Source organism: Streptomyces sp. NRRL S-244 (assembly GCF_000717915.1).
In the GTDB taxonomy this organism is placed as follows: Bacteria; Actinomycetota; Actinomycetes; order Streptomycetales; family Streptomycetaceae; genus Streptomyces.
This window is the reverse complement of sequence record NZ_JOCX01000006.1, coordinates 153,221-176,235: the sequence shown is the minus strand read 5'-3', so window position 1 is coordinate 176,235 and position 23,015 is coordinate 153,221. Positions and strand designations below refer to the sequence as shown.

Genomic DNA, 23,015 nt, shown 5'->3' with positions numbered 1-23,015 from the left:
TCTGGGTCGTTCTGGGTTGTTCCGGGGTGTTCCGGATCGCTCTGACCCCTCTCATTGCGGACAGTCATCGTCCGCAAGTACGGGTAGCTTGCCGGTATGGGCTCCGTACTCGACACCCGCTCACTGAACCGTGCCACGCTCGCGCGCCAGCTGCTCCTGAGCCGCGCCCCGCTGTCCGCCGAGGACGCCGTCGCGCACCTGCTCGGACTCCAGGCGCAGAACGTGAAGCCGCCGTACTTCCAGCTGCACGCCCGGCTCGCCGGATTCCGGCCCGCCGCGCTCGCCGAGCTGATGGAGTCCCGGAAGGTGGTCCGGATGGTCACCATGCGGTCCACCATCCACACCCACACCGCGCACGACGCCCTGACCCTGCGCCCGCTGGTCCAGGCCGCCCGCGACCGGGAGGTCAACGCCTTCCGCAAAGGGCTCGTCGGGGTGGACCTGGAACGGCTCGGCGAGCTCGCCCGGGCCTTCGTCGAGGCCGGGCCCCGCACGATGGGCGAGATCCGCGAGGAACTGCTCAGGCACTGGCCGGACGCCGATCCGCAGTCCCTGTCCGTCGCCGCACGCTGCCGGCTGCCGCTCGTCCAGGTCACGCCGCGCGGGGTCTGGGGGCGCAGCGGCCAGGTACGGCTCACCACCCTGCAGCAGTGGACCGGACGCTCCCCGGGCGAAGCGCCGGCGGCGCATGCCGTCGACGACGTCGTCCTGCGCTACCTCGGCGCCTTCGGGCCCGCCTCCGTCAAGGACATGCAGACCTGGGCCGGACTCACCCGGCTGCGGGACGCCTTCGAACGGCTGCGCCCCCGGCTCGCCGTCTTCCGCGACGAGAACGGCGTCGAGCTGTTCGACCTGCCCGACGCGCCCCGACCCGACCCCGGCACCCCGGCCCCGCCCCGCTTCCTCCCGGAGTTCGACAACCTGCTGCTCTCCCACGCCGACCGGACCCGCGTGATCGCCCCCGAGCTCAAGGGGCGTACTTGGACGGGGAACCAGGCCCACCGCACCCTCCTCGTGGACGGCTTCGTCGCCGGGCTGTGGCACTGGGAGGAGGCATCGCTCACCGTCGAGCTCTTCGGCAAGGTCTCGAAGGCGGACAAGGAGCACATCGTCGCCGAAGGGGAGCGCGTCATCGCCGAGATGGCCGCGACCGGCGGCCCCGGGCACGTACGCTTCGGGTCAATCCACGGCTGACGCCGCTCTGGTGGGGCGCACCGGCGGCACGGCACGATGCCTTCCATGACGCACAACACCGGCGCCACCGCCGAGTTCCTGGCCGCACGCGACTACCTGCTCGAACGCCGCGGGGACTACGAAGCCGCCCACGCCGGATTCACCTGGCCCCGCCCCGAGCGCTTCAACTGGGCCCTGGACTGGTTCGACCACATCGCCACCGGCAACGCCGCCGACGCCCTGCGCATCGTCGAGGAGGACGGCACCAGCCGGTCCGTCTCCTTCGGGGAGCTGTCCGTACGGTCGTCCTCCACCGCCAACTGGCTGCGCGACCAGGGCGTCGCGGCCGGCGACCGGGTCCTGGTCATGCTTGGCAACCAGCGCGAACTGTGGGAGGTCATGCTCGGCGCGATGAAGCTGCGCGCCGTCGTCATCCCCGCCACCCCCCTCCTCGGCGCGGCGGACCTGCGCGACCGCATCGAGCGGGGCAACGTACGGCACGTCATCGTGCGCGCCGAAGACACCGGCAAGTTCGACGAGGTCCCCGGCACCTACACCCGGATCGCCGCCGGAGCCGACGTACCCACCGGTTGGCGGCGGCTGGAGGACATGTACGCGGCCGACGCGCACTTCAGCCCGGACGGCGAGACCCTGGCCACCGACCCGCTGATGCTGTACTTCACCTCCGGCACCACCGCCCGCCCCAAGCTCGTCGAGCACACGCACGCCTCGTACCCCATCGGCCACCTCTCCACCATGTACTGGCTCGGGCTGCGCCCCGGCGACGTGCACCTCAACATCGCCTCGCCCGGCTGGGCCAAGCACGCCTGGTCCAACCTCTTCGCCCCGTGGAACGCCGGCGCCACCGTCTTCGTCCACAACTACACCCGCTTCGACGCCGAGCGCCTGATGGCGGAGATGGACCGGCACGGCGTGACCACCTTCTGCGCCCCGCCCACCGTGTGGCGGATGCTGATCCAGTCCGACCTCACCAAGCTCCGCACCCCTCCCCGCGAGGCCGTCGCCGCGGGCGAGCCGCTCAACCCCGAGGTCATCGAGAAGGTCCGCGAGGCCTGGGGCGTCACCATCCGCGACGGCTTCGGCCAGACCGAGACCACCCTCCAGGTCGGCAATTTCCCCGGGGTCCCGGTCAAGCCCGGCTCGATGGGGCGTCCGGCGCCCGGGTACGAGATCGTGCTGCTCGACCCCGTCACCGGCAAGGAGTCCCCGGACGAGGGCGAGCTCTGCGTGGACCTGCGCCCCCGGCCCGCCGGGGTGATGACCGGCTACCGGGACGACGCCGAGCGCACCGCCGAGGCCATGGCGGACGGGCTCTACCGCACCGGCGACATCGCCTCGCGCGACGACGCCGGGTACCTCACCTACGTCGGGCGCTCGGACGACGTCTTCAAGGCCTCCGACTACAAGATCAGCCCGTTCGAGCTGGAGAGCGCGCTGCTCGAACACGAGGCCGTCGCCGAGGCCGCCGTGGTCCCGGCCCCCGACCCGCTGCGCCTCGCCGTGCCGAAGGCGTACATCGCGCTCGCCGCCGGCTGGGAGCCCGGGCCGGAGACGGCCCGGGCGCTGTTCGCGCACTCCCGCGCCGTGCTCTCCCCGTACAAGCGGATCCGCCGCATCGAGTTCGCGGAGCTCCCGAAGACCGTGTCCGGCAAGATCCGCCGCGTGGAGCTGCGGGAGCTCACGGCGGCCGGGTCGGGCGCCGAGTACGACGAGGCCGAGCTCGGCTGAGCGGCTCGTACGGATACCGCCGGGGCGGGCCGCCGACCGTAGGGCCGGCGGCCCGGCCGTACGGCCGACCCGACCCGACCCGACCCGCCCGTACGGACAACCCTAGGCCGGCAGCTGCGCCTCGATCGCGGCGATGACCTCGGGGGCCTCGGGCTCGACGCTCGGCCGGAAGCGCGTCACGACCTCACCGGCGGGGGAGATCAGGAACTTCTCGAAGTTCCACTGGATGTCGTCGCCCGCCTCGCCGTCGGCGTACGCGGTCTTCACCAGCTCCGTGTACAGCGGGTGCCGGTTCTCGCCGTTGACCTCGGTCTTCTCCAGCATCGGGAACGTCACGCCGAAGCCGGCCGCGCAGAAGGTCGCGATGTCGTCGGCGGTGCCGGGCTCCTGGCCGCCGAACTGGTTGCAGGGCACGCCGATGACGGTGAAGCCCTTCTCCTCGTACGTGAACTGGAGCCGCGCCAGTCCCGAGTACTGCGGGGTGAGACCGCACTGCGAGGCGGTGTTCACCAGCAGGATCGCCTTGCCCTTGTGGGCCGCCAGGCTGGTGGGCTCGTCGGACAGGGTGGTCAGCGGGATGTCGTACAGGCTCATCGGACTCTCCTCGGCACAGATACGGATACGTGTTCCGCCATGTGCTCCGAGCCTACGTCCTGTCCCCACGGCCTGATCGCCCCGGGCCGTCCGGGCCGTCCGGTCCGGCCGGGCCCCCGACGGCCCTGCGCCCCCGTGCCTACGCCCCCGTGCCCACGAGGGCGTCGGCCGGGTCGTTGACCGGCTGCGGCATGCCCGTGAGGTCCATGACGAACAGCGGTATCCCGAGGTCGTCCGCGCGGGAGCGGGCGTCCTGCGTGTACCCGGCCAGCGAGAAGTAGACGCTGGTCGCGGAGGCCGTCAGACCGTTCAGCCAGACGCACTCCACGGCCCGCAGCCCGGCCGGCGCGGTGGTCGGGTCCACCTGCGCCACCAGTCCGGGGGCACGCAGGTCCACGGCCGCCGAGGGGATGGGCCGCCCGTCGGGCTGGCGGACGTCCTGGAAGCCGAGCCAGCGCAGGTACAGCGCGGCCGTGGCCACGGCGTCCCGGGCGGTACGGATGGTCACCGGGCGGAACGCGGGCCGCTGCTCGGGAGCGCCCGAAGGCCGGCCGGGGGCGGAGCCGCCGGGTCCCGCGGACGACGCGGGCCGCGCCGCCCGCCCCCGCCCCCGTACGTCCCCCTGCGCCTCTCCCCGTACGTCGGGACGCGGACGCAGCCCGTCCCGTACGCCGCCACCCGGCGCGGACTCGGTCTCCAGCGGATGCACCGCAATCCGCACCACCGTCCCGCACGACGCGCAGCCCAGCTCCGGATGCGGCCATTCGCTCACCCGCCCGCAGGCCGCGCAGCGCACCGCCACCCAGGTGTCCGACCAGGTCCGGTGCGTCAGCGGCAGGGGCGGCGCCGCCAGGTCCAGCGGCGGGGCCACCGGGCTCCCGCAGGCGCACGGGAAGACCGGGGCGGCGTAGTCGTTCTCGCGCAGGCACGCCGGGCAGCGCACCGGTACCGCTTCGGCCATGAGTACTGCCCTCCGTCGCTCTGCGTAGGCCCATGCTCCACCACCCGCCACCACCGGGGCGAGCGTGCCCTCGATTTTCCGCTGATATTCCGGCGCCTCCCGGTCGTTCGTACAAGTCGCTTGTGCGACACGCGGCTTTTGGTGCGTTCCGGGGTCCTGAAGCTCCTTGACGTGCCGGGACTCGCCGCTTAGCTTGTTCCGTATAGCAGAACAAAACTTCCGGATTGCGGAAACATTCCGGAATCCCGAAGCAGCCTGGCCGCCTGACCGCCTGACCCGCAGGAGAACTCGATGCCTCGTATGACAGCCGCCGCCGCTGCAGTGGAGATCCTCAAGCTCGAGGGTGTCGAACAAGCGTTCGGCGTCCCCGGTGCTGCGATCAACCCGTTCTACCGCGAGCTCAAGAACGTGGGCGGCATCAGCCACACGCTGGCCCGCCACGTCGAGGGCGCCTCGCACATGGCCGAGGGGTACACCCGTGCCAAGGCGGGCAACATCGGCGTCTGCATCGGCACCTCGGGTCCGGCCGGCACCGACATGATCACCGGTCTGTACTCGGCCATCGCGGACTCGATCCCGATCCTGTGCATCACCGGTCAGGCGCCGGTCTCGAAGCTCCACAAGGAGGACTTCCAGGCCGTCGACATCGCCTCGATCGCCAAGCCGGTCACCAAGGCCGCGACCACCGTCCTGGAGGCCGCGCAGGTCCCCGGCGTGTTCCAGCAGGCCTTCCACCTGATGCGCTCCGGCCGTCCGGGCCCGGTCCTGATCGACCTCCCGATCGACGTCCAGCTGACCGAGATCGAGTTCGACCCCGAGACCTACCAGCCCCTGCCGGTCTACAAGCCGCAGGCCTCCCGCGCCCAGGCCGTCAAGGCCCTGCAGTTCCTGCTGGAGTCCGAGCGTCCGCTGATCGTCGCCGGTGGCGGCATCATCAACGCCGACGCCACCGACCTGCTGGTCGAGTTCGCCGAGCTGACGGGCGTCCCGGTCATCTCCACCCTCATGGGCTGGGGCACCATCCCGGACGACCACGAGCTGGCCGCCGGCATGGTCGGCGTCCAGACCGCGCACCGCTACGGCAACGCGACGTTCCTGGAGTCGGACTTCGTCTTCGGCATCGGCAACCGCTGGGCCAACCGTCACACCGGTTACAACCTGGACGCCTACACCAAGGGCCGCAAGTTCGTCCACGTCGACATCGAGCCGACCCAGCTCGGCAAGATCTTCGCCCCGGACTTCGGCATCGCCTCGGACGCCAAGGCCGCGCTGGAGCTCTTCATCGAGGTCGCCAAGGAGCTCAAGGCCGAGGGCAAGCTGCCGGACTTCTCCGCCTGGGCCGCCTCCGCGCAGGAGCGCAAGGCCACCCTGCAGCGCCGCACGCACTTCGACAACATCCCCCTGAAGCCGCAGCGCGTCTACGAGGAGATGAACAAGGCCTTCGGCCCGGAGACGCGTTACGTCACCACCATCGGCCTCTCCCAGATCGCGGCCGCGCAGTTCCTGCACGTCTACCGCCCGCGCAACTGGATCAACTGCGGCCAGGCCGGCCCGCTCGGCTGGACCATCCCGGCCGCCATCGGTGCCGCCACCGCGGACCCGCAGACCCCGATCGTCGCGCTCTCGGGCGACTACGACTTCCAGTTCATGATCGAGGAGCTGGCGGTCGCCGCCCAGCACAAGGTCCCCTACGTCCACGTCCTCGTGAACAACGCCTACCTGGGCCTGATCCGCCAGGCGCAGGGCGGCCTGGGCATCAACTTCGAGGTCAACCTCGAGTTCGAGAACATCAACACCCCCGAGCTGGGCGTCTACGGCGTCGACCACGTCAAGGTCGCCGAGGGCCTGGGCGTCAAGGCCATCCGCGTCACCGACCCGGACAAGCTGGGCGATGCCTTCGAGGAGGCCAAGAAGCTGGCCCAGGAGTTCCAGGTCCCGGTCGTCGTCGAGGCCATCCTGGAGCGCGTCACCAACATCGCGATGAGCAAGACGGTCGACATGAGCGACGTCACCGAGTTCGAGGAGCTCGCGACCGAGCCGGGCCACGCCCCGACCGCGATCCGCCCGCTGTCCGTCTGACTGCCTGATCGCATGGTCGCCTGACGACTGCGGTACGAAGCGGCCCCCGTCCCTCCTCGTGGAGGAACGGGGGCCGCTTTGCGTTGTCTTGCGCCGGGGCCGGGGCCGGGGCCGGGCCGGGCCGGGCCTCGGAGCATCGGCATACTGCTCCGATGGACAGATCAACGGCCTCCTGGCGCAACACGACGCACGACTGGGCGCGCTCCGTGGACGCGGACCACCTCGACCGCATCCGTCAGGACCAGGCCGTGTTCGCCCCCGGCGGCCTTCCCCACCTGCTGCTCGAAGTCGTCGCGTACGCCGCCGACGAGGCGGAGTGCACCGGCGGAGGGCGGTGCACCGTCACCCTCCACGCCGACGGATCGGTGTCCGTGGCGGACGAGGGCCGGGGCACCGACACCCGCCTCGACGATCACGGCCGGCCGGTGAAGAAGCCGGTCATGGCGACGAAGGACCTCCGGTTCTTCGACCACCCCGGGGCGCAGATCCTTCCCGACGGCCACCCGCGGCGCGGCATGTCCGTCGTGGCGGCGCTGAGCGAGTGGCTCGTCCACACCAACCGCCGCGCGGGCGGAGCCTGGGTCCAGCGCTACGAACACGGCGTTCCCACCACCGACCTGACACCGATCGCCGACGCCGGTACGAGCGGCGCCACCGGTACGACCGGTACGACGGTCCACTTCCGCCCCGCCGAGTCCCTGCGCGCAGCGGGCGCCGCACCGACCCCCGTAGAGCCGGCCGTTCTCACGCACGCGTGGCCGTACCTCTCCGTGGAGATCGACGACCGCCGCACCACCTGAGCACCCCTGATCGCACACATGACAAAGCGCCGAGTCACGGGACCGTCCGTGACTCGGCGCTTTGAGTGTGACCGCCCGACGGTGCGAGGCTGGCGCGACAGGACTTTCGCGCCGCCGGGCGGAGCATGGCGGCTCCTATGCAGGGGGCTCTGTGCGTGGCCCCCTGTATATAAGGAGTAGGTGGGAGGAGAGTGGCTGGGACCGCGACGGGCGGTGACGAGAGCTCCGGCGTCGTCTCCCTCAGGTCAAGAGACGGGCCTCGGCACCCATTACCACCGCACTGGCTCACTCGCCCGTCGCGGCCCTCGTCCGGCCCTTACCGCGTACCACCCCTCATCCGGGTCCGCGGTTCGGGCTCGGCACCCGGGACCTGACCTCCCGCCAGGTCCCCGGTGCAGCTGTGAGGCTCAGGCGTCGCGCAGGGCGCGGACGGCCTCCTCGACGCGGCGGCCGTAGTCGGCGTCCGCGGCGTGGAAGTGAGCCAGGTTCTTCTCGATGACGTCCTCGAGGGTGACCTGAGACAGGCCGCCGGCGATGTTCGCCACCAGACGCTGCTTCTCGGCCTCCGACATCAGGCGGTAGAGCTCACCGGCCTGGAAGAAGTCGTCGTCCTTGGTGTGGGCCGGGGCCTCGTGGGTGCCCGTGTAGCCGGAGACGGCCTTCGGGGCGCCGAGCGCGAGACCGGTCTCGGCGGGGCCCTGGTACGAGTTGGGCTCGTAGTTCTTGTCGTGGCGCGAGCCGTTGCGCAGCGCCATGACGCCGTCGCGGCCGTAGTTCTCGGCCTTCGTCGCCTTCGGGGCGTTGACCGGCAGCACGGTGTGGTTCACACCGAGGCGGTAGCGCTGGGCGTCGGCGTACGCGAAGAGGCGGCCCTGGAGCATCTTGTCCGGCGAGGCGGTGATGCCCGGGACGAAGTTGTTCGGGGAGAAGGCGGACTGCTCGACCTCGGCGAAGACGTTGTCCGGGTTGCGGTCGAGGACCAGGCGGCCCACGCGCTGGAGCGGGTAGTCGCTGTGCGGCCACACCTTGGTGAGGTCGAACGGGTTGAAGCGGTAGTCCGCGGCCTCGGCGGCCGGCATGATCTGGACGTAGAGGGTCCAGCTCGGGTTCACACCGCGCTCGATCGCCTGGAGCAGGTCGGTCTGGTGCGAGTTGGCGTCCTTGCCGACGAGCTCGGCGGCCTGCTCGCCCGACAGGCAGCGTATGCCCTGGTTCGTCTTGAAGTGGTACTTGACGAAGAAGGCCTCGCCCTGCTCGTTCGTCCACTGGTAGGTGTGCGAGCCGTAGCCGTTCATGTGACGGTACGAGGCCGGGATGCCGCGGTCACCCATCAGCCAGGTGATCTGGTGCGTCGCCTCGGGGGCGTGCGCCCAGAAGTCCCAGACGTTGTCCGGCTCCTGCTTGCCCGTGAAGGGGTCGCGCTTCTGGGAGTGGATGAAGTCGGGGAACTTGATCGGGTCCTTGATGAAGAACACCGGGGTGTTGTTGCCGACGAGGTCGTAGTTGCCCTCTTCGGTGTAGAACTTCAGCGCGAAGCCGCGCGGGTCGCGGACCGCGTCCGCGCCACCAAGGGAGTCGGCGACGGTGGAGAAGCGCAGGAAGGTCTCGGTCTTCTTGCCGACCGTGTTCAGGAACGCGGCGCTGGTGTACGCGGTGACGTCGTCGGTCACCTCGAAGTGGCCGTACGCGGCCGAGCCGCGGGCGTGCACCACGCGCTCCGGGATGCGCTCGCGGTTGAAGCGGGCCAGCTTCTCCAGGAGCTGCTGGTCCTGGATCAGGAGCGGGCCACCGACGCCGGCGGTGGCGGAGTTCTGGTTGTCGGCGACCGGGGCGCCGGACTCGGTCGTCAGCGTGCGCTTCGACATGGTGACCTTCCGTACGGGAAACCTGCTGACGGAAAGCGTCTTCCGTCATGCGGAACAGCCTAATTTCAGGCCGAACGCAGCGTCAACAGTTTGTTGAACAAAGATGGAGAGAGGTGATCCGGACGGTGCCGGCGCCTGGGCGCGACAGGACAGGTGTCAGCGCCGGCACCATCCGAAACTCAGAGCCCCTGCGAGAGGGGAGGCGCTCAGATCTGGGCGCCGGAGAGGCGCTCGACCGCGCGGAGCAGCGCCGAGTGGTCCAGGCCGCCGTCACCCTGGGCGCGCAGCGAGGCGACCAGCTGGGCGACGACCGCGCCGACGGGGAGGGCCGCACCGACGTTGCGGGCGGCGTCGGTGACGATGCCCATGTCCTTGTGGTGCAGGTCGATCCGGAAGCCGGGCTTGAAGTCGCGGTTCAGGAAGTTGTCCTTCTTGCGGGTCAGGACCGTGGAGCCGGCCAGACCGCCGTTGAGGACGTCCAGGGCGGCGTTCAGGTTCACGCCGGACTTCTCCAGGAAGACCACGGCCTCGGCGCACGCCTGGATGTTCACCGCGACGATGAGCTGGTTGGCGGCCTTCACGGTCTGGCCGGAGCCGTGCGGACCGCAGAGCACGATGGTCTTGCCGAGGGCCTCGAGGATCGGCAGGGCCGCGTCGAAGTCGGCCTGCTCGCCACCCACCATGATCGACAGGACGGCCTCGATGGCGCCGGCCTCGCCGCCGGACACCGGGGCGTCGATGACGCGGATGCCCTTCTCGGCGGCGTTCTTGGCGAGGTCGATCGAGGTCTGCGGGGTGATCGACGACATGTCGATGATCAGCGCGCCGGACTTCGCGTTCTCCAGGATGCCGTTCTCGCCGTACGAGATGGCCTCGACCTGCGGGGAGGCGGGCACCATCGTGATGATGACGTCGGCGTCCTTGACGGCCTCGGTGATCGAGCCGGCGGCGGCGCCGCCCGCGGCGGCCAGGCGGTCGAGCTTGTCCTGCTCCAGCGTGAAGCCGGTGACCGAGTAGCCGGCCTTCAGGAGGTTCTCGGCCATGGGGGAGCCCATGATTCCGAGCCCGATCCAGGCGATCTTGGGGAGGTTGCTCATGATGAGGGTCCTTCTCTTAATACTTTGTACGAAAAGTTCGTGAGGTGCCTGGCTGATCGCCCGGACTTGGTCCGCCTACTTGGCGGCGCGGGCCTCGGCCGGCAGCCACGCGAAGGAGGCGGCGGCGTCGGCGGCCTTGTACTCCAGGCCTACGTAGCCCTCGTATCCGGCCTTCTTCAGCTGGTCGAGCAGCTCCGCGAGGGGCAGCTCGCCGGTGCCGGGGGCACCGCGCCCCGGCTTGTCCGCGATCTGGACGTGGCCGGTCTTGGCGGCGTACTTTTCGATGACCTCGGAGAGGTCCTCATCGTTCATCGCCAGGTGGTACAGGTCGAGCAGGAACTTGGCGTTCCCGAGGCCGGTGGCCTCGTTCACCTTGTCCACGACCTCGACGCCGGCCGGGGCGCTCACCAGCGGGTAGAGCGGCGACTCGGGCTTGTTGAGGGTCTCGATCAGCAGGATCGCGCCGACGCGGTCCGCGGCGCGGGCCGCCACGACCAGGTTCTCCAGGGCGAGCTCGTCCTGGACGGCCGGGTCCACACCCTCGACCCGGTTGCCGTAGAGGGCGTTGAGCGCCTTGCAGCCCACCGAGGCGGCGAAGTCCGCGGCCACGTTGATGTTGGCGTTGAAGCGGTCCGACTCCTCACCGGGTACCGAGACCGCACCGCGGTCCGGGCCCGGCAGCCGGCCGGCGTAGAAGTTCAGGCCCACCAGCTGAGTGCCGGCGTCCTCAAGGGCTTTCTTGAGGGCGTCGAGCTCCTCCTGAGCGGGGGTGGGGGTCTCGATCCAGGGCCACCACAGCTCGACCGCGGTGAAGCCCGCCGCGGCGGCGGCCGCGGGACGCTCCAGGAGCGGGAGTTCCGTGAAGAGGATCGAAAGGTTCACATCGAAGCGCTGGTCCGTGTATCCCATGAGGGGTGTGCGCTCCTTCCGTATTGCGGAAGTTAGTTTCTGCTTGATGGAAGACTGCATCGGGCTTGTCGTGGATGTCAAGCCCGGGCTGCCGAAAAAACGTGACCGGGAGGTAGCTTGACCACGTGCGATTGAGAGTGGAGTTCACGACCGAGCCCTTCGATCTCGAAGAGGCCCCCGCCCACGCCGTGGCCGCTCGCGAGGTCATCCAGAAGGCCCAGCTGGACGCCGTCGACGTGGGCCCGTTCGGCAATACCGCCGAGGGCGACGCCGACGCGGTGCTGACCGCGGTGGCCGCGCTGCTGCGCGACTCGCTGGAGTCCGGGGCCACCCGCGTCTCGCTCCAGGTCAACGTGATCGGGGAGGACACCCCATGACCGAGCCCCGCGACCACCCGTTCGTCACCGCGGTCAAGCCGCTGGTGGACGCGATGGGCGGCGAGCTGATGGATCCGGCCCTGGCGCAGCCCGACGACGTCGTGCTCAGCTGGGAGGGTCAGGACCTGCTGGCCGTACGGCTGCCCCAGCTGTCCGACTCGCTGGACCACATCCTGGCGGCGCTGGAGCGCCGGCACGGCGTACCGTTGTCACAGCTCGACCGGAAGACCAAGCAGGACGTCGTACGGATACTGGAGGCGCGCGGCGCCTTCTCCGTGCGGCACGGCGTGGAGACGGTCGCGGGCGCCCTGGGCGTAAGCCGTTTCACGGTCTACAACTACCTGAACAGGGAAAACGCCAACAAAGGCAACCAAACGTGAGACCAGCCTGACGCATGGTGACGAGCCGCCGCCCAATTCATCCGGGCGGCGGCTTTTGTGTACGGGAAGTTTCAACAAAGTGTTGACGCCGTGTTGTCGAGGGCGTTAGCTATGCGCAGCCCGTCAAAGCAACAACAGGCCACGGAGGCCTACCGTGACTTCGAGTCCGACCCCGGGTCTCACCCGGTTCAACGCCTTGGACGACAGTGCGGCCACGGCCGAGCTGCACGAGGTGTGCGCCAGTTCGGCATGGGGGAGCAAGCTGCTCGCCCAGCGCCCCTTCGCCGGCGCCGACTCCCTGTTCTCCGCGAACGAGGCCGCCATGGCGGAGCTCACCGCCGAGGACCTGGCCGAAGCGATGGCAGGCCACGCGCCGATCGGCCGGCCGAAGCCGGGAGACCCGACCTCCGCCCGCGAGCAGCGCGGGATGGCCGGTGCCTCGGAGGAGCTCAAGAACGAGCTCCTCGAACTGAACCTGGCGTACCAGGAGAAGTTCGGCCACGTCTTCCTCATCTGCGCCACCGGTGCGACCGGTGAGTTCATGCGGGACGCGGTCAAGGTCCGGATCGACCATTCGCCGGAGCAGGAGCGGGAGATCGCCCGCGGCGAGCTGGTGAAGATCAACCGGATCCGTCTGACCCGCCTCGTCGAACTCGCAGAAGAAGGAGCGTGAGCATGAGTACCGCCACCACCGCGTCGGTGTCCACGCACATCCTGGACACCAGCATCGGACGCCCCGCCGAGGGCGTCGCCATCTCCCTGTCGGCCCGTACGGGTCTGGACGGCGAGTGGGCGGCCCTGGGCGGCTCCGCCACCGATGCGGACGGGCGATGCAAGGACCTGCCGGCGCTGCCGGAGGGCACCACCCACGTACGTCTCGATTTCGAGACCGAGACGTACTTCTTGAAGAAGCAAGCCGAGGCGCAGCAGGACGCCCCCCGCGTAAGGGACAGCGGTGCGTTCTTCCCCGAGGTCACCATCACGTTTGCGGTGAACCCGGGCGAGCATTACCACGTACCGCTGCTGCTCAACCCGTTCGGCTACTCCGTTTACCGAGGGAGCTAGCATGGCCACGATTCTGGGCCAGAACCAGTACGGCAAAGCAGAGAACCGCGTCGTCAAGATCACGCGGGACGGCGACACCCACCACATCAAGGACCTGAACGTCTCGGTCGCCCTCTCCGGCGACATGGACGACGTCCACTACTCCGGCTCGAACGCCAACGTCCTGCCGACGGACACCACCAAGAACACGGTGTACGCGTTCGCCAAGGAGTACGGCATCGAGTCCGCCGAGCAGTTCGGCATCCACCTGGCCCGCTGGTTCGTGAACAGCCAGGAGCCGATCCAGCGTGCGCGCATCCGGATCGAGGAGTACGCCTGGGACCGGATCGCCACCTCGGACGCCAACTCCAAGTTCATCGGCTCCGACGAGGTCAACCACTCCTTCGTCCGCAAGGGCATGGAGACCCGCGTCACCCAGATCACGTACGACGGCCAGAACTGGGAGGTCATCTCCGGCCTCAAGGACCTGATCGTCATGAACTCCACGAACTCCGAGTTCTGGGGTTACGTGAAGGACAAGTACACGACCCTGCAGGAGGCGTACGACCGCATCCTGGCCACCCAGGTGTCGGGTCGCTGGCGCTTCAACTGGACCGACGACGAGCAGCGGATGCCCAACTGGGAGAAGTCCTACGCCGAGACCAAGAAGCACATGCTCCAGGCCTTCGCCGAGACCTACTCCCTCTCGCTGCAGCAGACCCTGTACCAGATGGGCTCGCGCATCATCAACCACCGTTCGGAGATCGACGAGGTCCGCTTCTCGCTCCCGAACAAGCACCACTTCCTCGTCGACCTGGAGCCCTTCGGCCTCAAGAACGACAACGAGGTCTACTTCGCCGCGGACCGTCCGTACGGTCTGATCGAGGCCACGGTCCTGCGGGACGGCGTTGACGCCCGCATCCCCGTGGACATGACCAACCTCTGAGCGCGGCACGCGCGTCCCGGGGCCCCGCAGTGGCCCCGGGACCGCACGACACGCCCCCCACTTCCTGAATCGGCACCCGGACGCAACTCACGGGGCGACAGTACTGTCAGCTGTCAGGCCCCCGGCTCCGGCACTCAAATCCCCTGGGTTTTGCCGTGCCCGCACCGCCACTGAAAGCACGAGGAAGTCCCATGGCAGCATCGGCAGCCCAGGACGGCGCAGTAGAGCGCATCGTCATCGAGAACTGCGCGATCGCAACCGTCGACGCGAACGACACCGAGTACGCCTCGGGCCACATCGTCATCGCCGGCAACAAGATCGAGTCCATCGGCGCGGGCAGGGCCCCCGAGAACCTCGACAACGTCGTCCGCCGCATCGACGGCACCGGGCACCTCGTGACCCCCGGTCTGGTCAACACGCACCACCACTTCTACCAGTGGATCACGCGCGGCCTGGCCACCGACCACAACCTCTTCAACTGGCTCGTCGCGCTGTACCCGACGTGGGCGCGCATCGACGAGCAGATGGCCTACACGGCCGCCCAGGGCTCCCTCGCCGCGATGGCCCGCGGCGGTGTCACCACCGCCATGGACCACCACTACGTGTACCCGAAGGGCGCCGGCGACCTCTCCGGCTCGATCATCCGCGCCGCGTCCGAGATGGGCGTCCGCTTCACCCTCGCCCGCGGTTCGATGGACCGCAGCGAGAAGGACGGCGGCCTGCCGCCGGACCACGCCGTCGAGACCCTCGAGGGTGCGCTCGCCGACACCGAGGCGACGGTGAAGAAGTACCACGACGCCTCCTTCGACGCGATGACCCAGGTCGCCGTCGCACCCTGCTCCCCCTTCTCGGTCTCCACCGAGCTGCTGAAGCAGGGCGCCGAGCTGGCCCGCCGCCTCGGTGTGCGCATGCACACGCACGGCAGCGAGACCGTCGAGGAAGAGAAGTTCTGCCACGAGCTCTTCGGCATGGGCCCGACCGACTACTTCGAGTCGACCGGCTGGCTCGGCGAGGACGTGTGGATGGCGCACAGCGTCCACATGAACGACTCCGACATCGCCGCGTTCGCCCGCACCAAGACCGGTGTCGCGCACTGCCCGTCCTCCAACGCCCGTCTGGCCGCCGGCATCGCCCGCGTCCCGGACATGCTGGCCGCGGGCGTCCCGGTCGGCCTCGGCGTGGACGGCACCGCCTCCAACGAGTCCGGTGAGCTGCACACCGAGCTGCGCAACGCGCTGCTGATCAACCGGCTGAACCCGGTCCACCGCGAGCGTGCCCTGAACGCGCGCCAGGCCCTGCGCCTCGGTACGTACGGCGGCGCGCAGGTCCTCGGCCGGGCCGACAACATCGGATCGCTGGAGGCCGGCAAGTGCGCCGACCTGGTGCTCTGGAACATCAGCACCTTCCTGCACTCCTCGATCGCCGATCCGGTCACCGCGCTGGTCTTCGGTGCGGCCGCCCCGGTGACCGCGTCGTTCGTCAACGGCAAGCAGATCGTCGAGAACAACCGACTCCTCTTCGCCGACGAGGACGCCATCGCGGTGTCCACCCGCGAAGAGGCCCAGCGCCTCGCGCGCATCACCGCGCAGGGCTGATCCCCTCGGAGTCCGGCCGGGGGGGACGGCCCCCGGCCGGCCGTCGCGGACCCGAGCGGGGTCCGCGGCAGCCGTTCCCGGGAAGCGCCCGAGGTTTTCCGAGGGCGTTCCCGGGGGCGGTGACTCGTGCCACTGCTTGGCTGGAACGGTTTGGGCGAATCGTTTCTGCACCTCTTGGGACAAGAACGAGCACCACCCGCATCACCCGCATCACCAACCCCCACCACCACCCCCACCACCCACAACTCCATACCGGCTCGACTTGCACAGCTTTCGCACCACCTCCAAGACACCCACGTCCCAGCCGACGTGTTACCCGACCGGAGGAAGCCGTGGCACACACGCCCAGGTTTCGCAAAGATGCAGTCGCAGTACCGGAGGAGAAGCACCCGGTCGACGAGACCCTGCCTCCTCTGAAGATGTTCACGAGCGGCCTCCAGCACGTGGCCGCCATGTACGCGGGTGTCGTCGCCCCGCCCATGATCGTCGGCCCTGCCGTCGGACTCTCCGCCACCGAGACCGCGTTCCTGATGGGCGCCTCGCTCTTCACCGCCGGCCTCGCCACCCTCCTCCAGACCCTCGGCTTCTGGAAGATCGGCGCCAAACTCCCCTTCGTCAACGGCGTTTCGTTCGCCGGTGTGACCCCGATGATCGCCATAGGCAAGGGCGAGGGCGCGGACGCCATCCCCGTCATCTTCGGCGCGATCATCGTCGCCGGGGTCGTCGGCTTCTTCGCCGCCCCGTACTTCGGGAAGCTCGTCCGCTTCTTCCCGCCGGTCGTCACCGGTACGGTCATCACCCTGATCGGCGTGTCCCTGCTGCCGGTCGCCTTCAACTGGTCGCAGGGCGGCAACCGCACCGCCACAGGCTACGGCTCGATGCAGAACATCGGCATGGCCGCCGTCACCCTCGTCATCGTGCTGCTGATGCGCAAGTTCCTGCGCGGCTTCCTCCAGCAGATCTCGATCCTGCTCGGCCTGGTGGCGGGCACGCTGATCGCGCTCCCGCTGGGGATGACCAGCTTCGACGCCGTCAAGAACGCCTCGCTGGTGGGCTTCCCGACCCCGTTCCACTTCGGCGCCCCGCAGTTCCAGGTCGCCGCCATCGTCTCCATGTGCATCGTGATGCTGGTGTGCATGACCGAGTCCACCGCCGACATCCTGGCGCTGGGCAAGATCGTCGGCCGCCCGGCGGACGAGAAGACCATCGAGGGCGGACTGCGCGCGGACACCCTCGGCAGCGCGCTCAGCCCGCTGTTCAACGGCTTCATGTGCAGTGCCTTCGCGCAGAACATCGGGCTCGTGGCGATGACCAAGGTGCGCAGCCGGTTCGTCGTCGCCGCGGGCGGCGGCATCCTGATCCTGCTGGGCCTGTGCCCGATGGCGGCCTCCGTCATCGGTGTGGTCCCGCTGCCGGTGCTCGGCGGCGCCGGCATCGTCCTGTTCGGCTCGGTCGCGGCCAGCGGGATCCAGACCCTGGCGGGCGCGGCCATGGAGAAGGGCGAGAACGCCCTGATCGTCGCCGCCTCGGTCGGCATCGGTCTGATCCCGATCGCGGCGCCGGAGTTCTACCACGCGTTCCCGAAGGACCTGCTGGTCGTCCTGGACTCCGGCATCAGCACCGGCTGCGTGGTGGCCATCGTGCTCAACCTGGCCTTCAACCACTTCGGCGCCCAGCGGGCCTCGGCGGCCGCCCCGGAACCGGTCCCCGTGCACTGACCCCGCTGCACCGGCCCGGCCCGTCCGGGCCGCCCACGGCGGTGCGTACGCCACCCACTGCGGGCGTGGCGTACGCACCGCCGTGCCGTTCCCGCCCGGGCGGGGGAGTCAGCCGGCGGTATCGGCGGCCGGGGGCGTCCAGAGCATGAGGTTGCTCATCAGCTCCGCCTGCTCGATGGCGTCGTCCAGTGCGTGGTGGGTGTGCGGGCGGGCGGAGAGCAGTGCGCGCGGCATCCGGCCCTTGACCGCCGCGCGCAGGGGGACCCGCGCCTTCGTCGCGTACAGGGTCTTCATGTCGAGGCAGCCGGAGTGCCCGAAGGGGCTCTCGCCGCCGAAGCTCATCAAGTACCAGTACAGGAAGGTCCAGTCGAAGGAGGCCGGGTAGCCGCACATCACGGGCTGCGCCCCGGCCTCGGCGGAGACCTCCCGTACCCACGTGCGGAACTCGGCCATCGCCGCCGCCGGTTCGGCGCCCTCGCGGAGCAGCCGGTCCCGGTCGAGCCCGCTGACGGCGAGCGCCTCGGGGACGTACTGGTCGCTGATCGGGCGCAGTTCGCGGTAGAAGGTGTGCCGCTCGGGGTCCGCGGCCGTATACGAAGCGCCGTCCTGCCGCCCCGCGACGGCGGCCCCGAAGCTGATCATCGAGTACGGGCCGGGGATCGGGCCGTCGGCCTCGATGTCGACGGAGATGTAGAGACTGGGGCGTGCGCTGCGGGCCGGCATGAGCGGGATCATGCCAGCCCGCTCCGCTGCGATCATCCGAATTCCCGGCGCCGAGAAGGCCCGGATGGGGCCGATACGTTTATGCGGGGGTCCGGGGGGAGGACATCCGGTCCACCATCCGTACGACCATGCGGCGGCTCGCGAGCCGTCCGCTGAAGGCCAGGACGCGGTTCATGGACCCCGAGATCACGCTCGGCGGCGGGTTCTTGCGGTCCAGTGCCTTCAGCGCGGTGCGCACGACCTCCTCGGAGGTCTGCATCTTGGTGCCGCCGGTGGGGTTCTCCGTGCCGACCACGTCGAAGAACTCCGTCTTCGTCGCGCCGGGCGACAGCGCCATGACGCGCAGCCCGGTGCCCTGGGACTCCTGCCAGAGGGCCTCGGTGAAACTGAGGACGAAGGCCTTGCTGGCGCCGTAGACGGCCATGTTCGGGACGGGCTGGTAGCCGGCCATGCTGGCGACGTTGACCAGGACGCCCTCGCCGCGGCCGCGCAGCGGGCCGATGAAGGCGCGGCTGATGTCGACGACGGCCATCACGTCGAGGCCCACTTCCTGGCGGAGCCGCTGCGGATCCTCGTCGTGGAAGTGCCCGTACGTGCCGAAGCCGGCGTTGTTGACGACGCTGGACACCGTGATCCCGCGCCGCTCGATCTCGGCGGCCAGCAGTTCACCGCACCCCTCGACGGCCAGGTCCATGGCGACCGGCTCGACGTTGACGCCGTGCGCCGCCGACAGCTGCCCGGCGAGCGCCTTCAGGCGGTCCTCCCGGCGCGCGACGAGCACGAGGTCGGATCCTCGCGCGGCGAGCTGGCGGGCGAACTCGGCGCCCAGGCCGGAGCTCGCGCCGGTGATCAGGGTGGTCCGGCCCCGGTAGTCGACCGCGTTCACAGTGGCTCTCCTGCCATGGGATGACATCGTCGGGCTCACTGTATGCCCGGTTGGCAGTGACTGCCAATCGGGCAGTTAAGGCAAGGTTGGCGGCCCGCCTATATGCTGGCCGGATGGGGACAACCGCAACGCAGCCGAGCCTGTGGGACCGCTCCCGGCAGGCCGTGGTCGCGAGCATCTTCGACACCGCCATGCGGCTCTTCGCCGAGCAGGGGTACGAGGCGACGACCATCGCGCAGATCGCCAAGGAGGCGGGCATCTCCCAGCGGTCGCTGTTCCGGTACTTCGGTACCAAGGAGGACATCGTCTGCGGTGAGCAGGAAGAGCTCGGCGAGCTGATGCGCGCGACGGTGGAGGCCCAGCCCGCCGCCGCCACCCCGTGGGAGGCCCTGCGCGCCGGTTTCGAGGTGCTCATGGAGGCGCACGGCGACCCCGGGCAGCTGCTGGAGATCACGGCGCTGATATTCGACACCCCGCCGCTGCGCGCCCGCTACACCCAGAAGCGGCTGCGCTGGCAGGAGATGGTCCTGCCCGCCGTCACGGCCCGCATGGCCGACGGGAAGGGCGCGGGCCCGGGCCTTGAGCTGCGCGCCGCCGCGGTCACCGCCACCGTCTTCGCCTGCGTGGACGCCGCGACCGAGGCCTGGGTGCGCAGCGGCGGCAGCGCCGACCTGGCGGCCCTCTACGACGAGGCGCTGGCCGCCATACGCGGCTGATCCGAAAGGGGCGCCAGCGGAAGGGCGCTTACGGAAGGGAGCCTGCGGAAGGGCGCCCGCGGAAGTCTCCGCAGGCGCCCCGGACCCGGAGCGTACGCATCAGGGGGCGGACGTCAGGAACATGCCCGTGTGGTCGGCTCCGGCGGTGTTCTTGCAGCTGGACGCGGAGTTCGCGGGCTGGGCGACGGCGAGGTTCAGGCAGCGCCCGGCCGCCAGCTGGCCGAAGTAGTTCGGGTGCATGGACTCCTGGACCGGCCCCTGCGTCTCGCTGCTGTCGATCCAGCGTGCCCACTCGCTCGTCTTCGCCGACGCGGGCGCCGAGCTGCTCACCAGCTTGCTGGCCTTCGCGCACACCTCACGGCCCTGCATCATGTCCCGCAGGTCCAGGAACTGCACGCCCTTGGCGGCGGCAACCCCCTTGAGGCGACCCGCGATCTGCGGCACGAGCGAGTCGCGCGCCCAGTCCGAGTCCCGGTTCCAGAACGGGCAGCCGCCGGTGTTGAGGCGGCTCCAGTCGCTCTGCGTATACCGGTTCTCGGCGCCGCGCGGGATCGGCGACGGGTAGGACTGGAGCACGATCCGGTACGAGGAGTCGGTGTATCCGGCGGCCCGCATCACGGCGCGGATCTCGTCCACCGACTTGCCCACGTTCGCCATGACCCCGTCCATCTTCTGGTCGACCCCGTACTGCTGGTCGTCGTAGCAGTACGAGCCCCACAGGACGAAGTCGAGGGCGCAGTCCTTGATGATGTCGGCGAAGCCGAGGTCGTTGCCGCCGATGGACAGGGCTATGACCTTGACGTTGTTGGCGGCGGCCACGGCGGCGAGCTGATCGGCCTGCGGGGCCTCGCCCTTGAAGGCCACGCCGCCGTTGGAGGCGCGGAAGACGTTCTCGGAAACGGCCCCGGAGCAGGCCAGGTTCACGGCCACGTCGGCGATCGCCCCGGCGCTCTTGACCTCGGCGGAGTCGGAGCGGTGGCACCCCCCGGCGGTGCTCCCGTACACCTTGGCGGGGTCGTAGGTGCTCCCGGAGACCCAGGCGCGGTCGGTCCCGGTGCGATTCCCGCTGTTGGTCAGGCTGTTGCCCTTCCAGCGGCCGGCCTCGCCGGAGATGTAGCTGTCGCCCATGGACACCACGGCGGTGGGCCCGGTCCCGGGGCTGGCCACGGAGGTCCCGGCGGAGCCGGCGACCAGAGCGCCGGCGGCGAGCGGCAGAACCATCCCGACCCCGGCGAGTCGTCGCACTCGACTACGGGCCCGGTCCTTGCTGGCGTTGCGGAATCCGATCACGGCGGAACTCCTGCGGTCGGCCATGCCCAATCCGAAGAGAACTCCGGTGCATGGCTGGGAAAGTGGGGGTACCGCCGGCCGGTGGCATCGGAAAGGTGACACGGCGCGCGTTGTTACCGCTAGGTACAGGAAAGTTACGATGGAGTAACAACCGACCGGTCGTTCGGGCCGTCAACGTTCCGTTTCCGCGGCCGAGTTCCGCAAAAACTCCTCCGCCCCCGAGGCCTGGGGCCTTGGGGGCGGAGGTGGGTTCGGCTGCTGTGCGGGTCAGCCGACCAGTTGGTCGTAGGCGGGGAGGGTGAGGAAGTCCGCGTAGTCCGCGTCCAGGGAGACCTGGAGGAGGAGGTCGTGGGCCTGCTGCCACTTTCCGGCCGCGAAGGCGTCCTTGCCGATCTCGGCGCGGATCGCGGCCAGTTCCCCGGCGGCGATCTCGCGGGTGAGGTCGGCGGTGGCCGTCACGGGCTCGCCGTCGTGCTCGAAGACGACACCGGCGTTGATCCACTGCCAGATCTGCGAGCGGGAGATCTCCGCGGTGGCCGCGTCCTCCATCAGGCCGAAGATGCCGACCGCGCCCAGGCCGCGCAGCCAGGCCTCGATGTAGCGGATGCCGACCTGGACGGCGTTGCGCAGGCCCTCGTACGTCGGCTTCGCGTCCAGCGAGTCGATCGCGATGAGCTCGCCCGGGGCCACCGAGACGTCCTCGCGCAGCCGGTCCTTCTGGTTCGGCTTGTCACCGAGGACCGCGTCGAAGGAGGCCATCGCGATCGGCACCAGGTCGGGGTGGGCGACCCACGAGCCGTCGAAGCCGTCGCCCGCCTCGCGGTCCTTGTCGGCCTTGACCTTCTCGAACGCGATCCGGTTGGCCTCGGCGTCCTTGCGGGACGGGATGAAGGCCGCCATGCCGCCGATGGCGTGCGCGCCGCGCTTGTGGCAGGTGCGGACCAGGAGTTCGGTGTACGCCCGCATGAACGGGGCGGTCATCGTCACCGCGTTGCGGTCCGGCAGGACGAACTTCTCGCCGCCGTCGCGGAAGTTCTTCACGATCGAGAACAGGTAGTCCCAGCGGCCCGCGTTCAGGCCCGCCGCGTGGTCGCGCAGCTCGTAGAGGATCTCCTCCATCTCGTACGCGGCCGTGATGGTCTCGATCAGGACGGTCGCGCGGACCGTGCCCTGCGGGATGCCGACGTAGTCCTGCGAGAAGACGAAGATCTCGTTCCAGAGGCGCGCCTCCAGGTGCGACTCCGTCTTCGGCAGGTAGAAGTACGGGCCCTTGCCGAGCTCGATGAGGCGCTTGGCGTTGTGGAAGAAGTACAGGCCGAAGTCGACCAGCGCGCCGGGGACCGGGCGGCCCTCGACCTGGAGGTGGCGCTCCTCCAGGTGCCAGCCGCGCGGGCGCATCACGACGGTCGCCAGCTGCCCGGCCGGCTTCAGGGCGTACGACTTGCCCGTGCGCGGGTCCGTGAAGTCGATGCGGCGCTCGTAGGCGTCGATGAGGTTGAGCTGGCCGAGGACGACGTTCTCCCAGGTGGGGGCGGAGGCGTCCTCGAAGTCGGCGAGCCAGACCTTGGCGCCCGAGTTCAGGGCGTTGACGGTCATCTTGCGGTCGGTCGGACCGGTGATCTCCACACGGCGGTCGTTCAGCGCGGCCGGCGCCGGCGCGACCTTCCACTCGCCCTCGCGGACCTGTGCGGTGTCCGGGAGGAAGTCGAGGTGGGAGGTGCGGGCGATTTCGGCGCGGCGCTCACCGCGGCGGGCGAGGAGCTCGTCGCGGCGGGGCGTGAACCGCCGGTGGAGCTCGGCCACGAACGCGAGGGCCGCCTCGGTCAGGACTTCGTCCTGCCGGGGCAGGGGCTCGGCGTCGACGATGGCCAGCGATGACGGCGCTGGTGCGGACATATCTGTCACTCCTTCAGCGGCGGTGCCTGGCGGCCGCGGGGAATGCTCGCGCAGGACGGCACGCAGTGCCGTCGGGTGTGGAGAGTTCCGGGATACGGTCGCGGGCGCCGTCTGGGGGTTCAGGGCGCTTCTGACCAGTGGATAGTAATTTCCTTATGGTGGAAGTTCAATGGTTTGTTGATGTCGAGATTCTCTGAGTCGACAGACTCCTGCGCCC

Annotated in this window: 21 protein-coding genes; 12 read left to right on the top strand and 9 right to left on the bottom strand. The window is 69.7% G+C overall.

What is annotated here, in order from left to right; all coding sequences use genetic code 11:
- The first annotated feature begins 96 nt into the window (after nt 1-96).
- Both IF02_RS0109645 and IF02_RS0109640 read left to right on the top strand, forming a co-directional pair.
- The gene (locus IF02_RS0109645; protein WP_030155325.1) at nt 97-1,194 is read left to right on the top strand and encodes a winged helix DNA-binding domain-containing protein; all 1,098 of its coding nucleotides are present in this window, start codon (nt 97-99) and stop codon (nt 1,192-1,194) included.
- A 45-nt stretch (nt 1,195-1,239) separates the two neighbouring features.
- Nucleotides 1,240-2,922 carry an AMP-binding protein gene (locus tag IF02_RS0109640; RefSeq protein WP_030155323.1) on the top strand — a complete coding sequence of 561 codons (1,683 nt, stop codon included), beginning with the start codon at nt 1,240-1,242 and terminating at the stop codon, nt 2,920-2,922.
- Nucleotides 2,923-3,024: 102 nt separating this feature from the next.
- Here the strand turns inward: IF02_RS0109640 and IF02_RS0109635 are convergent, their stop codons facing one another.
- Both IF02_RS0109635 and IF02_RS0109630 read right to left on the bottom strand, forming a co-directional pair.
- Nucleotides 3,025-3,516 (bottom strand): glutathione peroxidase, encoded by a 492-nt coding sequence (locus IF02_RS0109635; RefSeq protein WP_030155321.1) that lies wholly within the window; start codon nt 3,514-3,516, stop codon nt 3,025-3,027.
- Between the two features lie 139 nt (nt 3,517-3,655).
- Complete coding sequence (locus tag IF02_RS0109630) at nt 3,656-4,477, bottom strand: hypothetical protein (RefSeq protein ID WP_030155319.1); 822 nt, start codon at nt 4,475-4,477, stop codon at nt 3,656-3,658.
- Between the two features lie 291 nt (nt 4,478-4,768).
- On the opposite strand from IF02_RS0109630, the gene gcl reads away from it, so the two are divergent.
- Together gcl and IF02_RS0109620 are read left to right on the top strand one after the other, a co-directional pair.
- Nucleotides 4,769-6,556: a glyoxylate carboligase gene (gene gcl / locus IF02_RS0109625; protein ID WP_030155317.1), complete on the top strand. Its 1,788-nt coding sequence runs from the start codon at nt 4,769-4,771 to the stop codon at nt 6,554-6,556.
- 152 nt (nt 6,557-6,708) lie between these two features.
- On the top strand, nt 6,709-7,356 hold the full coding sequence (locus IF02_RS0109620; protein ID WP_037835889.1) for a DNA gyrase: 648 nt from the start codon (nt 6,709-6,711) through the stop codon (nt 7,354-7,356).
- Between the two features lie 407 nt (nt 7,357-7,763).
- Here IF02_RS0109620 and IF02_RS0109615 read toward each other — a convergent pair whose 3' ends face one another.
- The 3 genes from IF02_RS0109615 to IF02_RS0109605 all read right to left on the bottom strand — a co-directional run bounded on the left by IF02_RS0109615 (nt 7,764) and on the right by IF02_RS0109605 (nt 11,227).
- Entirely contained in the window at nt 7,764-9,221 is a 1,458-nt protein-coding gene (locus tag IF02_RS0109615) for a catalase (protein ID WP_030155314.1), read from the bottom strand.
- 206 nt (nt 9,222-9,427) lie between these two features.
- On the bottom strand, nt 9,428-10,318 hold the full coding sequence (locus IF02_RS0109610) for a 2-hydroxy-3-oxopropionate reductase (protein WP_030155312.1): 891 nt from the start codon (nt 10,316-10,318) through the stop codon (nt 9,428-9,430).
- 75 nt (nt 10,319-10,393) lie between these two features.
- Nucleotides 10,394-11,227 (bottom strand): TIM barrel protein, encoded by an 834-nt coding sequence (locus IF02_RS0109605; RefSeq protein WP_030155310.1) that lies wholly within the window; start codon nt 11,225-11,227, stop codon nt 10,394-10,396.
- A 125-nt stretch (nt 11,228-11,352) separates the two neighbouring features.
- Between IF02_RS0109605 and IF02_RS0109600 the strand changes: the two genes are divergently transcribed.
- The 7 genes from IF02_RS0109600 to IF02_RS0109570 all read left to right on the top strand — a co-directional run bounded on the left by IF02_RS0109600 (nt 11,353) and on the right by IF02_RS0109570 (nt 17,287).
- Nucleotides 11,353-11,604 (top strand): thiamine-binding protein, encoded by a 252-nt coding sequence (locus IF02_RS0109600; protein WP_078621981.1) that lies wholly within the window; start codon nt 11,353-11,355, stop codon nt 11,602-11,604.
- Nucleotides 11,601-11,984, top strand: coding sequence for a helix-turn-helix domain-containing protein (locus IF02_RS0109595; protein ID WP_030155307.1), 384 nt, complete (start codon nt 11,601-11,603; stop codon nt 11,982-11,984). The genes IF02_RS0109600 and IF02_RS0109595 overlap by 4 nt, the downstream gene beginning before the upstream one ends.
- A 154-nt stretch (nt 11,985-12,138) precedes the next feature.
- Complete coding sequence (uraD, locus tag IF02_RS0109590) at nt 12,139-12,657, top strand: 2-oxo-4-hydroxy-4-carboxy-5-ureidoimidazoline decarboxylase (protein WP_030155306.1); 519 nt, start codon at nt 12,139-12,141, stop codon at nt 12,655-12,657.
- 2 nt (nt 12,658-12,659) lie between these two features.
- Nucleotides 12,660-13,049, top strand: a complete 390-nt coding sequence (gene uraH, locus IF02_RS0109585) for a hydroxyisourate hydrolase (RefSeq protein ID WP_030155304.1) — start codon at nt 12,660-12,662, stop codon at nt 13,047-13,049.
- Nucleotide 13,050: 1 nt separating this feature from the next.
- Nucleotides 13,051-13,974 carry a factor-independent urate hydroxylase gene (gene pucL / locus IF02_RS0109580; RefSeq protein ID WP_030155302.1) on the top strand — a complete coding sequence of 308 codons (924 nt, stop codon included), beginning with the start codon at nt 13,051-13,053 and terminating at the stop codon, nt 13,972-13,974.
- 191 nt (nt 13,975-14,165) lie between these two features.
- Nucleotides 14,166-15,569, top strand: a complete 1,404-nt coding sequence (locus tag IF02_RS0109575) for an 8-oxoguanine deaminase (protein WP_030155301.1) — start codon at nt 14,166-14,168, stop codon at nt 15,567-15,569.
- A 332-nt stretch (nt 15,570-15,901) separates the two neighbouring features.
- Nucleotides 15,902-17,287 carry a nucleobase:cation symporter-2 family protein gene (locus tag IF02_RS0109570; RefSeq protein WP_078621980.1) on the top strand — a complete coding sequence of 462 codons (1,386 nt, stop codon included), beginning with the start codon at nt 15,902-15,904 and terminating at the stop codon, nt 17,285-17,287.
- Nucleotides 17,288-17,395: 108 nt separating this feature from the next.
- On the opposite strand, the gene IF02_RS0109565 is transcribed toward IF02_RS0109570, so the two are convergent.
- Complete coding sequence (locus IF02_RS0109565) at nt 17,396-18,022, bottom strand: 3'-5' exoribonuclease domain-containing protein (protein ID WP_234318143.1); 627 nt, start codon at nt 18,020-18,022, stop codon at nt 17,396-17,398.
- 67 nt (nt 18,023-18,089) lie between these two features.
- Nucleotides 18,090-18,896 carry an SDR family NAD(P)-dependent oxidoreductase gene (locus IF02_RS0109560; protein WP_037835888.1) on the bottom strand — a complete coding sequence of 269 codons (807 nt, stop codon included), beginning with the start codon at nt 18,894-18,896 and terminating at the stop codon, nt 18,090-18,092.
- Nucleotides 18,897-19,009: 113 nt separating this feature from the next.
- Here IF02_RS0109560 and IF02_RS0109555 point away from each other — a divergent pair, with 113 nt between their 5' ends.
- Complete coding sequence (locus IF02_RS0109555) at nt 19,010-19,612, top strand: TetR/AcrR family transcriptional regulator (RefSeq protein ID WP_030155294.1); 603 nt, start codon at nt 19,010-19,012, stop codon at nt 19,610-19,612.
- A 99-nt stretch (nt 19,613-19,711) separates the two neighbouring features.
- Here the strand turns inward: IF02_RS0109555 and IF02_RS0109550 are convergent, their stop codons facing one another.
- Complete coding sequence (locus IF02_RS0109550; RefSeq protein WP_234318142.1) at nt 19,712-20,902, bottom strand: GDSL-type esterase/lipase family protein; 1,191 nt, start codon at nt 20,900-20,902, stop codon at nt 19,712-19,714.
- Between the two features lie 267 nt (nt 20,903-21,169).
- A complete protein-coding gene (gene aceB / locus IF02_RS0109545) occupies nt 21,170-22,798 on the bottom strand; it encodes a malate synthase A (RefSeq protein ID WP_030155290.1) in 1,629 nt (542 codons plus the stop codon).
- Nucleotides 22,799-23,015: the final 217 nt, after the last annotated feature.

Bases quoted from the DNA above. Each gene is read 5' to 3' on its own strand.
- IF02_RS0109645 (WP_030155325.1), top strand. From the start codon at position 97: ATGGGCTCCGTACTCGACACCCGCTCACTGAACCGTGCCACGCTCGCG.
- IF02_RS0109640 (WP_030155323.1), top strand. From the start codon at position 1,240: ATGACGCACAACACCGGCGCCACCGCCGAGTTCCTGGCCGCACGCGAC.
- IF02_RS0109635 (WP_030155321.1), bottom strand. From the start codon at position 3,516: ATGAGCCTGTACGACATCCCGCTGACCACCCTGTCCGACGAGCCCACC.
- IF02_RS0109630 (WP_030155319.1), bottom strand. From the start codon at position 4,477: ATGGCCGAAGCGGTACCGGTGCGCTGCCCGGCGTGCCTGCGCGAGAAC.
- gcl (WP_030155317.1), top strand. From the start codon at position 4,769: ATGCCTCGTATGACAGCCGCCGCCGCTGCAGTGGAGATCCTCAAGCTC.
- IF02_RS0109620 (WP_037835889.1), top strand. From the start codon at position 6,709: ATGGACAGATCAACGGCCTCCTGGCGCAACACGACGCACGACTGGGCG.
- IF02_RS0109615 (WP_030155314.1), bottom strand. From the start codon at position 9,221: ATGTCGAAGCGCACGCTGACGACCGAGTCCGGCGCCCCGGTCGCCGAC.
- IF02_RS0109610 (WP_030155312.1), bottom strand. From the start codon at position 10,318: ATGAGCAACCTCCCCAAGATCGCCTGGATCGGGCTCGGAATCATGGGC.
- IF02_RS0109605 (WP_030155310.1), bottom strand. From the start codon at position 11,227: ATGGGATACACGGACCAGCGCTTCGATGTGAACCTTTCGATCCTCTTC.
- IF02_RS0109595 (WP_030155307.1), top strand. From the start codon at position 11,601: ATGACCGAGCCCCGCGACCACCCGTTCGTCACCGCGGTCAAGCCGCTG.
- uraH (WP_030155304.1), top strand. From the start codon at position 12,660: ATGAGTACCGCCACCACCGCGTCGGTGTCCACGCACATCCTGGACACC.
- pucL (WP_030155302.1), top strand. From the start codon at position 13,051: ATGGCCACGATTCTGGGCCAGAACCAGTACGGCAAAGCAGAGAACCGC.
- IF02_RS0109575 (WP_030155301.1), top strand. From the start codon at position 14,166: ATGGCAGCATCGGCAGCCCAGGACGGCGCAGTAGAGCGCATCGTCATC.
- IF02_RS0109565 (WP_234318143.1), bottom strand. From the start codon at position 18,022: ATGATCCCGCTCATGCCGGCCCGCAGCGCACGCCCCAGTCTCTACATC.
- IF02_RS0109555 (WP_030155294.1), top strand. From the start codon at position 19,010: ATGGGGACAACCGCAACGCAGCCGAGCCTGTGGGACCGCTCCCGGCAG.
- aceB (WP_030155290.1), bottom strand. From the start codon at position 22,798: ATGTCCGCACCAGCGCCGTCATCGCTGGCCATCGTCGACGCCGAGCCC.